This window comes from Neisseria sp. HMSC070F02 (assembly GCF_001814225.1).
In the GTDB taxonomy this organism is placed as follows: domain Bacteria; phylum Pseudomonadota; class Gammaproteobacteria; order Burkholderiales; family Neisseriaceae; genus Neisseria; species Neisseria meningitidis.
In genome coordinates this window covers 14,948-25,521 of record NZ_KV815397.1, presented here as the reverse complement: position 1 = coordinate 25,521, position 10,574 = coordinate 14,948, and the positions used below count along the sequence as shown (strand labels likewise).

General features: G+C 54.7%; 7 protein-coding genes and 2 pseudogenes. 3 read left to right on the top strand and 6 right to left on the bottom strand.

Annotated elements, in window-relative coordinates:
* Positions 1 to 943: 943 nt before the first annotated feature.
* The 4 genes and pseudogenes from xth to HMPREF2959_RS03960 form a co-directional block, all read right to left on the bottom strand.
* The gene (xth, locus tag HMPREF2959_RS03975; RefSeq protein ID WP_070696414.1) at positions 944 to 1,714 is read right to left on the bottom strand and encodes an exodeoxyribonuclease III; all 771 of its coding nucleotides are present in this window, start codon (positions 1,712 to 1,714) and stop codon (positions 944 to 946) included.
* A 59-nt stretch (positions 1,715 to 1,773) separates the two neighbouring features.
* A pseudogene (locus HMPREF2959_RS03970) lies at positions 1,774 to 2,055 on the bottom strand (ArsR/SmtB family transcription factor).
* 406 nt (positions 2,056 to 2,461) lie between these two features.
* Positions 2,462 to 3,343: a carboxylating nicotinate-nucleotide diphosphorylase gene (nadC, locus tag HMPREF2959_RS03965; RefSeq protein ID WP_002233544.1), complete on the bottom strand. Its 882-nt coding sequence runs from the start codon at positions 3,341 to 3,343 to the stop codon at positions 2,462 to 2,464.
* A gap of 74 nt (positions 3,344 to 3,417) precedes the next feature.
* Positions 3,418 to 4,356: an NUDIX hydrolase gene (locus HMPREF2959_RS03960; RefSeq protein ID WP_002218765.1), complete on the bottom strand. Its 939-nt coding sequence runs from the start codon at positions 4,354 to 4,356 to the stop codon at positions 3,418 to 3,420.
* A 34-nt stretch (positions 4,357 to 4,390) separates the two neighbouring features.
* Between HMPREF2959_RS03960 and HMPREF2959_RS12790 the strand changes: the two are divergent.
* The 3 genes and pseudogenes from HMPREF2959_RS12790 to nadB form a co-directional block, all read left to right on the top strand.
* Positions 4,391 to 4,453: pseudogene (locus tag HMPREF2959_RS12790) on the top strand (transposase); the annotation flags it as partial.
* A gap of 258 nt (positions 4,454 to 4,711) precedes the next feature.
* On the top strand, positions 4,712 to 5,824 hold the full coding sequence (nadA, locus tag HMPREF2959_RS03955; protein WP_002243257.1) for a quinolinate synthase NadA: 1,113 nt from the start codon (positions 4,712 to 4,714) through the stop codon (positions 5,822 to 5,824).
* Between the two features lie 51 nt (positions 5,825 to 5,875).
* Positions 5,876 to 7,384 (top strand): L-aspartate oxidase, encoded by a 1,509-nt coding sequence (gene nadB / locus HMPREF2959_RS03950; RefSeq protein WP_070696412.1) that lies wholly within the window; start codon positions 5,876 to 5,878, stop codon positions 7,382 to 7,384.
* A gap of 175 nt (positions 7,385 to 7,559) precedes the next feature.
* On the opposite strand, the gene pgmB is transcribed toward nadB, so the two are convergent.
* Both pgmB and HMPREF2959_RS03940 read right to left on the bottom strand, forming a co-directional pair.
* Complete coding sequence (gene pgmB / locus HMPREF2959_RS03945) at positions 7,560 to 8,225, bottom strand: beta-phosphoglucomutase (protein WP_002218760.1); 666 nt, start codon at positions 8,223 to 8,225, stop codon at positions 7,560 to 7,562.
* 12 nt (positions 8,226 to 8,237) lie between these two features.
* Complete coding sequence (locus HMPREF2959_RS03940; protein ID WP_070696410.1) at positions 8,238 to 10,496, bottom strand: glycoside hydrolase family 65 protein; 2,259 nt, start codon at positions 10,494 to 10,496, stop codon at positions 8,238 to 8,240.
* Between the last annotated feature and the right edge of the window lie 78 nt (positions 10,497 to 10,574).

Here is a 10,574-nt window from a genome sequence, read left to right as displayed (position 1 = left end):
ACGCTGTACTGGTTTAAATTTAATCCACTATATTTTGTAATAGCTGCCATTATGCCTACTAGGATATATACCTTCTATATAATCCTTATTTAAATAAAAACCCTTATAAAAATCTGTGTTATCTGTCGGGATTGAAAAAAAGATTTTATCTTTCTCATCAGGTTTATATTTGCTATCAATATCAAAAAGAGAATAAGGATTACAATGAGTTCGACATACTAGGTAAAAATTTATATCTTGGATCATGAAATATTCGATATTTATCAGGATCGAAAGATGCTAAAAATTCATCAATATCGGTACTGGATATTTTGTCATCACTAATAAACATCGCTAGAGATGGGCGACTTTGATTTTCCATTTGTTGATTAGTAAAGGATATAAATACTAACTTGCCATTGTCAAACCACATAGATTTATATAGTGGATTAAATTTAAACCAGTACGTCGTTGCCTCGCCTTGCCGTACTATCTGTACTGTCTGCGGCTTCGGTCGCCTTGTCCTGATTTTTGTTAATCCACTATAGTTATTGCCTTTGGGAGAATCAATTCTGACAGCACATAACATAGGTTCATCTTTACAGTCGTTATATTGGGTTTCATCAAACTCAACTGCATAGCACAATAAAGGCAATAGGAAAAAAAGGAGATTAATTTATTACTATACATAAGGCAGCCTGATTATTCATTCTAAAATAAATCCGGTTTTTAATATTTGATTCTGCTCCGGATTATATACATAATAAATTTTACTGCTCCAAAATCTGATATTAACCCTATGGATTTCATAAATTTTTCAGAAAAATAGGCTGTGCTTGAACAATCCGCCGACTCCGGCTGTTTGTCAGGGAAAGGCAATTATTTTTCGGTCAGGCAGAAAGTTATCCTATCGAATCACTTGAAGATATGAATGCTTGTCAACGCCATATCAAAACACGGTCTTTTACCAATCGAATTCTGCCGTCACCGGCGCGTGGTCGCTCGGACGCTCCAGCGCGCGCGTCTCCAAATCGACACGGACATCCTTCAACGCCGCCGCCATCGCAGGCGACACCAAAATATGGTCGATACGCAGGCCCAGTTTGCGTTGGAACATCGCGCCGCGATAGTCGAACCAGGTATAGAACGCGCCTTCGGGATGGACTTGGCGCAGGCTGTCGGTCAGTCCCAAATCCAGCAGGTTTTGAAACCACTGCCGTTCGACGGACGAACAGTGGATTTTTTCGTGCCATTTTTCAGGGTCGTAACAGTCCGCATCGGCAGGCGCGATATTGAAATCGCCCAACAGCACCAGTTTGCCGTGGCGTGCCATTTCATCGCGGACAAATTCGGTTAACGCGGCAAACCATTGTTCTTTATATTTGAATTTCGGGCTGTCGAGGGCTTCGCCGTTGACGCAATAGACATTGATGACGCGCACGCCGCCGACGGTTGCCGCAATCACGCGCCGTTGCGGATCGTCCGGCAGCGCGGGCAGCCCGATATACACGTCTTCCGGCGCGCTGCGGCTGACGATTGCCACGCCGTTGTAGGTTTTCTGCCCGCTCCAAACACAGTGCCAGCCCATCATCTGCAAGGCGGCGGCGGGAAACTTGTCCTGATCGAGTTTGAGTTCCTGTAAAACCAAAATATCGGGCGGATTGTCGGCAAGCAGGTTTTGCACCTGCGGCAGCCGCACATTGAGCGAATTGACGTTCCAAGTGGTGATTTTCATAACATTTCCGAAAAATGCCGTCTGAAACGTTCAGACGGCAAAAGGAAAGGATTTTAACACTATACCGCGCGTTTGTTTTCCAAATCGCGGATTGTCTGCAGAATCGTTGCCGCGTCTTCGGAAATCAGGCGGTATTCGATAATGCGGTGCTAACGCGTAAAGTCCACCAGACCTTCCACGCGCAGTCGGCTCAAATGGTTGGAAACCGCTGTCGCAGGCATGGACAGGGATTCGGACAGCTCGGCAATATTGCAATCGCCGTCCAACAGTTGGAGCAGTATCGCCATACGTTCGGGATGCGCCATAAGTTTGAGTATGGTGTGGAGCGGTATTGTGTTCATCGGTATTCCTAAAACCTTTTCCGCCCGCCAAGCGGATTGACGGGCGGCAGATATGGATGATTGTGATTATCTTTATAAATTATATTATAAATCAATTATTTATATATGATTGTACAGGATTGTATGTTCCTTTTACCACTATTTTTGCAAACAAGCGTAAAAGGCGGATCTTCAGACGGCATAAAACTGCCGCGCCCGTCCTTTCCCCTGCCCTGCCGATGCCTCCGCGCTGTCGGGCAAACAAAATACCTGCCTGAAACGCTGTTTTTTCTAAAGCATCACGACCTTCACGAAAAATGCCGTCTGAAGAATATTTCAGACGGCATTTCCTCCTTGAGGCAATAACCGGATTACGGTTAGGCGGTTCCTTGTCTGACATATCAGACAACTGCCGACACCCTAAAACTCATGCCAAGAAATCCAAACCTATGTCCAACGAACGGCTGCTGTGGGTCAGATAGCCGAGAGCGATGCCGTCCACGCCGGTTTGCGCCACGCGCTTCAGTCGGTCGAAGCCGATGCCGCCCGATGCTTCGCAATAGACGGTGTGGGGGTGGGCGGTTTGCGTGTGGCAGCGGTTTGCCGCTTCTTTCAGGGTTTCGTCGTCCATGTTGTCCAGCAAAATCCGTTCCGCGCCCGCTGCGATGGCTTCGTCCAGTTGTGCCAACGTGTCCACTTCGATTTCCACGCAGGTCAATGCTCCGACCGCCTGTTTTGCCTGCCGAACGGCTTGGGCGATGCTGCCGCAATAGGCGAGGTGGTTGTCTTTGATGAGCACGGCGTCGTCCAAGCCCATGCGGTGGTTCACGCCGCCGCCTGCCCTGACGGCGTATTTTTGCAGGACGCGCAGCAGGGGGATGGTTTTGCGGCTGCACACGATGTCTGTACCGTATTCGGCGACTTCGGCAACGGCACGCGCGGTGGCGGTGGCGATGCCGCTTAAGTGCGTGAGGTAGTTGAGCGCGGTGCGTTCGGCGGCGAGCAGCGCGCGGGCGTTGCCTTCGACGGCGGCAAGCGTCTGACCTGCGCGGACGACTTGCCCGTCTCGGATTTCGGCTTGGAAGCGAACGGACGGATCCATCGTCTGAAAGGCGAGGCGCGCCAAGTCCATGCCGGCGATAACGCCGTCTTCGCGGCTGACGAGGAAGAGTTTGGCGGTTTTGTCGGGGGCGATAACGGCGGCGGACGTAATATCGCCGCGCCTGCCCAAATCTTCGCTCAAGGCTTGTTCCACCATGGGGCGCAACAGGGTGTCGGGCAGGGGGAAGAGGGTGTTTTCAGACGGCATGGGGTTTCCTTTGTTGAAAAAGATTGATGTTGCACCGATGGGCAAAACTTCGTTTGATGTCGTCTGAAAACGGGCTAACGGCTGCCCAGCGGCAATCCGATGTCCGAAATCAGCCTGTCGGGCAGGACGTCGTCGCGGAAGCGGCAAAGCTGCGCGGGACGGCCTTTGCTGCCCGATACGCCGGTATCCGACGGCTCGATAAGGTTTTGCTGCTGAATCTGGCGGCGGAAGTTTTGCTTGTGCAGCAATCTGCCGCTGATGGCTTCGACGCTGTTTTGCAGTTGCAGCAACGTGAATTCGGGCGGCATCAGTTCGAAAATCACGGGGCGGTATTTGATTTTGGCGCGCAGGCGGGACAGGGCGGTCGCCAATACGCGGCGGTGGTCGTGGCGCATGGGCTGCCCTGTGAGCGCGAAATCGAAGTTTGCCTGCGGCTCGGCGGCTTCCACTATCAGGCCGCTTTCATACAGCATTTCATAGCGTTGCAAAACGTATTCTTCCGACCAGTTTTCCGGTTCGACCCCCCAACACAAATGAATGCGCTTGAGCCGCATTTGACGCACTTCCTCCGTGTCCGCCGAGTTTGCCCAAATGCGCAGTCGGCCGACGACGGCGTCGCGCTGTCCGCCGTCGGTGCGCAAGTCTTCCCACGGGAAATAGCCGTAGCAGTCCTGCCATTTCGCATCCGGGTGCAGGATGCTGTCGGCTGCCTCGCGCACCAGCCCCAAATAGCTGACGTACAAGACGGGCATGCCGTGTTCGTTGCGGCGGTGGGTATCGACAAAGGTGTAAAGCTGTTCCACATAGCCCATAGGCTGCGAAGTCTGCTTGGCAACCCACAGCTTCACGCCCGCCTGCAGGGAATTGCGCAGAGGGGAGAGCGGGCCGTTGGGCAGGAGCGTGCCTTGGGCGACGGTTAATACCCGCAGGCCGCCGTCGGTAACAGCAATCAATACGGGAACCAGCTCGACGATGCTTTGCGGCGGGGCTTCGGCTTCGGGGTAGGCATCCATGCTCGGCTTTCTGCGGGTGGAAAAGGCTTTATTGTATAGTGGATTAAATTTAAATCAGGACAAGGCGACGAAGCCGCAGACAGTACAGATGGTACGGAACCGACTCACTTGGTGCTTCAGCACCTTAGAGAATCGTTCTCTTTGAGCTAAGGCGAGGCAACGCCGTACTGGTTTTTGTTAATCCACTATAAACCAAAGCGGTTTGTCGGAACGAAGCGGGTCGGTTTTACGGTATCGCAAACCTGTTTTCAGACGACCTTGCATATTATACTCAAGTTGAGCATAATGTAAAAACAGTTTGAAAAACAGACGGCAAACCTTCATGCCGTCTGAAAACCAGCTACAAGGAAACATCATGCAAACCGCCGCCCGCCGCTCGTTCGACTACGATATGCCCCTCATCCAAACGCCGACTTCCGCCTGCCAAATCCGTCAGGCGTGGGCGAAGGTTGCCGACACGCCCGACCGCGAGACGGCAGGTCGTCTGAAAGACGAAATCAAGGCCTTGCTGAAGGAGAAAAACGCGGTTTTGGTGGCGCATTATTACGTTGATCCGCTGATTCAAGATTTGGCTTTGGAAACGGGCGGATGCGTGGGCGATTCGTTGGAGATGGCGCGTTTTGGCGCGGAACACGAAGCCGGTACATTGGTGGTGGCGGGTGTGCGATTCATGGGCGAGAGCGCGAAAATCCTCTGCCCTGAAAAAACGGTGCTGATGCCTGATTTGGAGGCGGAATGTTCTTTGGATTTGGGTTGCCCGGAAGAAGCGTTTTCAGCGTTTTGCGACCAACACCCCGACCGCACGGTGGTGGTGTACGCCAACACTTCCGCCGCCGTGAAAGCGCGTGCCGATTGGGTGGTAACGTCTTCGGTGGCGTTGGAAATCGTGTCGTATCTGAAATCGCGCGGCGAGAAACTGATTTGGGGACCCGACCGCCACCTCGGCGACTACATCCGCCGCGAAACGGGCGCGGATATGCTGTTGTGGCAGGGTTCGTGCATCGTCCACAACGAATTCAAAGGGCAGGAGCTGGCGGCGTTGAAGACGGAACACCTCGACGCGGTGGTGCTGGTTCATCCCGAATCGCCGCAAAGCGTCATCGAACTGGGCGACGTGGTCGGCTCGACCAGCAAACTGCTCAAAGCCGCCGTATCGCGTCCTGAAAAAAAATTCATCGTGGCGACCGATTTGGGCATCCTGCACGAAATGCAAAAGCAGGCGCCCGACAAACAATTTATCGCCGCGCCGACGGCGGGCAACGGTGGAAGCTGCAAAAGCTGCGCGTTCTGCCCGTGGATGGCGATGAATTCGCTGGGCGGCATCAAATACGCCCTGACAAGCGGACGCAACGAAATCCTGTTGGACAGAAAGCTGGGCGAAGCCGCCAAACTGCCTTTGCAGCGTATGCTCGATTTCGCGGCAGGGCTGAAGAAAAAAGATGTGTTCAACGGCATGGGCCCCGCCTGATTTGCCGTCCATATTGCCGTTTCAGACGACCTCTCAAACAAGGACAACACCATGCAAACCGATTGCGACGTATTGATTGCCGGAAACGGGCTGGCGGCACTGACGCTCGCCCTGTCGCTGCCTGAATCGTTCCGCATCGTCATTTTGTGCAAAAACCGGCTGGACGACACCGCCAGCCGTCATGCGCAAGGCGGGATTGCGGCGGCGTGGTCGGGAGAGGACGACATCGAAAAACACGTTGCCGATACCTTGGAAGCGGGCGCGGGCTTGTGCGACGAAGCCGCCGTCCGCACCATCCTGTCGCAGGGCAAACCGGCAATCGAATGGCTGCTTGCGCAAGGCGTGGCGTTCGACCAAAATAATAACGACCTGCACCTGACGCGCGAAGGTGGGCACACTTGCCGCCGAATCGCCCACGTCGCCGACTACACGGGCGAAGCCGTCATGCAAAACCTAATTGCCCAAATACACCGCCGCCCGAACATCCGCGTTTGCGAGCGGCAGATGGCGTTGGACATTCAAACCGAATCAAGCGCGGCGTGCGGACTGACCGTCCTCAACTGCCGAACGCAAGAAACCTACCGCATCCGCGCCCGCCATACCGTACTCGCAGGCGGCGGCCTCGGGCAAATTTACGCCGCCACCACTACGCCGCCCGAATGCACGGGCGACGCCATCGCCATGGCGATACGCGCAGGTTGTACAGTCGAAAACCTCGAATTTATCCAATTCCACCCCACAGGCTTGGCAAGGCCGTCTGAAAACGGACGCACCTTTCTGATTTCCGAAGCCGTGCGCGGCGAAGGCGGCATCCTGAGTAACCAAGCAGGCGAGCGGTTTATGCCGCATTACGACCGCCGCGCCGAACTCGCGCCGCGCGACATCGTTGCCCGCGCCATCGCTGCCGAAATCGCCAAACAAACGCAAGACTTCGTCTCGCTCGACATCAGCCGCCAACCCGCAGAGTTCGTCCGTCAGCATTTCCCATCCATCCATCGGTACTGCCTGTCCCAATGCGGCTTGGACATTACGCGCCAAGCCATCCCCGTCCGCCCCGTACAACACTACACCTGCGGCGGAATCCAAACCGACCCCAGCGGCAGAACCTCCCTGCCACAACTCTACGCCTTAGGCGAAACCGCCTGCACAGGGCTGCACGGAGCCAACCGCCTCGCCAGCAACTCCCTGCTCGAATGCGTCGTTACCGCTCGGCTTGCCGCCCAAACCATCGCGGACGGGCAAGCGTTCCAAGCCGTACCGCCCCAAAGGCCGTCTGAAAGCCTCTCCTCCGAAGCAGGCATCTTTTCAGACGGCATCCAAAGCGCATTCAGCCGCCCCGTCCTGCAAGCCTTCAACCAACGCCATCTGGGCATCCTACGCAACGATACCGGCCTGCGCCGCGCCATTGCCCAACTGCAGCTTTGGAAGCAAAACCAAACCGAGCCGCACACCGCGTCCGAATACGAAAACCGTAACCTGCTCGAATGCAGCCTCGCCGTCGCCCAAGCCGCATACGCAAGGCGGCAAAACATCGGCGCGCATTTTAATAGTGATTGTTAAGGTTGGCAGGTCAGAGAAAATCGTTCAAATAAATTTGAATAGCATGGTTAAGAAATTGGCATTCGGTTTTTAGGGTTGCGTAAGTTTGGTTATCATTCTGTTCTAAAAGCAAAAAGGCCGTCTGAAACACTGTTCAGACGGTCTTTTGCTTCCTTGACACTTTATCTGACGCGTTTTACCTGCCCGACTGTGCCCACACGTTTTGCAGGTAGGCGTAGGTCAGCCCGGCGGTGTCGGACACCAGCGCGATGTCGCTGCCCAAGTCTTCGGCTTTGCCCACGCCGACAGGCAAGGCACCGGCGGCTTTGATGGCGGCTACTCCTGCCGCTGCGTCTTCGATGCCGATGCAGCGGCGGATGTCCGCACCCACGCCCTCGGCTGCGGCGAGGAAGATGTCGGGGGCGGGTTTGGAATGTGCGACGGCGGCAGGGTCGGCAATGGCGTCGAAGAAGTGGGTCAGCCCCATGCGTTCCAGCAGGAACGGGCCGTTTTTACTGGCGGATGCAAGGGCGATTTTTTTGCCGTTTGCCCTCAATGCTTCCAGCAGGGGCAAAATGCCGGGATACACGTCTTCGGGTTTGACTGCCTGAATCATCTCGACGTAGTTGTCGTTTTTGTGGCGGGTCAGTTCGGCAAACTCGGCTTCGCCGACGGTTTTGCCGCCGTGCGCGAGGATGCGTTTGAGCGAATCGTCGCGCGACACGCCTTTAAGCTGCTCGTTAAACTTGCGGTCGATGCCGATGCCCAGTTCTTCAGCGAGTTTTTTCCATGCGCGGTAGTGGTATTCGGCGGTGTCGGTGATGACGCCGTCGAGATCGAAGAGCACTGCGGTAAAAGTCATTTTTCGCCCTCCTTATTTTTCCAACGCGGCGGTGTGGCTGCCGTTGAGCGTGATGTCTTTGCCGTACACCTGCAAATCGAGCGGTTCGCCTTTGAGCAGGGTGAAGACGACGTTTTCTTTGCCGACGGCGACTTTAATCAGACGGCCGCGGTAGTTGATGTGGAAGGCGTAGCCTGTCCACGCACTCGGCAGGAACGGTGCGAAGCTGAGTTTACCGCCCCAAGTTTTCATTTGGGCGAAACCTTGGACGATGGCGAGCCACGAGCCGGTCATGGAGGTGATGTGCAGGCCGTCTTCGGTGTCGTTGTTGTAGTTGTCCAAGTCCAGGCGGGCGGTGCGCTGGTACATTTCCACGGCTTTTTCTTCTTTGCCCAGTTCAGCGGCAAGGATGGCGTGGATACACGGCGACAACGAGCTTTCATGCACGGTAATCGGTTCGTAGAAGTCGAAGTTGCGGCGTTTTTCGTCGATATTGAAACGGTCGCCGAAGAAATAGATGCCTTGCAAGACATCCGCCTGTTTGATGAAGGGCGAACGCAGGATTTTGTCCCACGACCATTTCTGGTTGAGCGGCAAATCGTCGGGCGAAAGCGCGGACACGGGGCGGATGTCTTTGTCGAGGAATCCGTCGTGTTGTACGAATACGCCGAGTTCTTCGTCATGCGGACGGTACATATTCGCGCTGATGTCCGCCCATTTTTCCAACTCGGCGGCGCTCACGTTCAAATCCGGACGCGGGTATTTCGCCAGGGCTTCGCGGGTGTAGTCTAATACCCATGCGGCGAGGGTGTTGGTGTACCAGTTGTTGTTGATGTTGTTTTCGTATTCGTTCGGGCCGGTTACGCCGTGAATCATGTATTTGCCGTTGCGTTTGGAAAAGTGGACGCGGTCCGCCCAGAAGCGGGACACTTCGACCAAGACTTCCAAGCCTTCTTTGGCAAGATAGCTTTCGTCGCCGGTGTAGTTGGTGTAGTTGTAGATGGCGTAAGGAATCGCGCCGTTGCGGTGGATTTCCTCGAAGGTGATTTCCCATTCGTTGTGGCACTCGATGCCCGTAAACGTTACCATCGGATAGAGTGCGCCCGCCAAGCCCTGTTCGCGCGCGTTGTGTTGCGCCTGCGGCAGTTGGTTGCGGCGGTATTGCAGCAGGTTGCGGGTAACTTCGGGTTCGGCCAGTGCGAGATAGAGCGGCACTGCGTAGGCTTCGGTGTCCCAATAGGTCGCGCCGCCGTATTTTTCGCCGGTAAAGCCTTTCGGGCCGATGTTCAGGCGCGCGTCTTCGCCGTAGTAGGTGGAGAACAGTTGGAACAGGTTGAAGCGGATGCCCTGCTGCGCTTCGTCGCTGCCTTCGATGACCACGTCGGCGATTTCCCAACGGTGCAACCAGCCCGCTTTGTGCGCGTCCAGCAAGGTTTCAAACGCAACGCCTGCGATTTTTTCCGACAAGGCGCGGCCTGCGGCTTTCACGGCTTCCAAGCCCTGATAATCGCGGCTGGTGGTAACAATAACCCGTTTTTCAAAGGTTTCGGGCGTGCCGCCGACTTCGGCCTCGAAAGAATTGGAAACTTGCCAATCGGTTTGGCTGCCGCCGAGGGCTTTAAAGCTGCCGGCAAAAGTTTGCTCGGCATTGACAATGAATTGTTCCACGCCGAAAGGATTGGCAACGGTTTGGGCGGCAATGTAGGAGAGGCCGTCTGAAACGCCTTTGTCCAATACCTGCCAGAATTTTTCTTCGTAGTTGGAGTCTTCGTTTTTCACGTCGGCGTCGATGATGGAATCGATGCGGATTTGGTGGGTTTTGCCGTCAACGGACACGGCTTCCCAGCGGATGAGAGCCAGCTCTTTTTGTGCGACGGACAGGAATTTGCACACATCGAAACGCACGCCGAATACGGTGAACGAGCGGCGCAACACGCCGTGCTGCATATCGAGTTCGACGGAGAAGCCGGCAACATCGTTTTTCGCCAAGTCCACCTCTTGACCATCGACAAAGATTTTGACTTTGCTGAAATTGAGCGCGTTGATGGCTTTGCCGAAATATTTGGGATAGCCGTTTTTCCACCAGCCGACGCGGGTTTTGTCGGGGAACCACACGCCGGCGATGTAGGTGCCCAAGTGGCTGTCGGCGGAGTAGGTTTCCTCAAAGCTGCCGCGCATACCCATATAGCCGTTGCCCAAACTGGTCAGGCTCTCTTGCAGCCGTTTGTGTTCTTTTTCCAGTTTTGCCGAACGCAGCGTCCAAGGGCTGATTTCCATAATTCTTGTGTACATTTATGAAGCTCCTGTTTGGATTGATTTGAGGGAATGGTGAAATCTTATAGTGGATTAACAAAAATCAGGACAAGGCGA

Coding starts and splice junctions, on each gene's coding strand:
- nadA (WP_002243257.1), top strand. CDS start 4,712: ATGCAAACCGCCGCCCGCCGCTCGTTCGACTACGATATGCCCCTCATC.
- nadB (WP_070696412.1), top strand. CDS start 5,876: ATGCAAACCGATTGCGACGTATTGATTGCCGGAAACGGGCTGGCGGCA.
- xth (WP_070696414.1), bottom strand. CDS start 1,714: ATGAAAATCACCACTTGGAACGTCAATTCGCTCAATGTGCGGCTGCCG.
- HMPREF2959_RS03960 (WP_002218765.1), bottom strand. CDS start 4,356: ATGGATGCCTACCCCGAAGCCGAAGCCCCGCCGCAAAGCATCGTCGAG.
- HMPREF2959_RS03940 (WP_070696410.1), bottom strand. CDS start 10,496: ATGTACACAAGAATTATGGAAATCAGCCCTTGGACGCTGCGTTCGGCA.
- pgmB (WP_002218760.1), bottom strand. CDS start 8,225: ATGACTTTTACCGCAGTGCTCTTCGATCTCGACGGCGTCATCACCGAC.
- nadC (WP_002233544.1), bottom strand. CDS start 3,343: ATGCCGTCTGAAAACACCCTCTTCCCCCTGCCCGACACCCTGTTGCGC.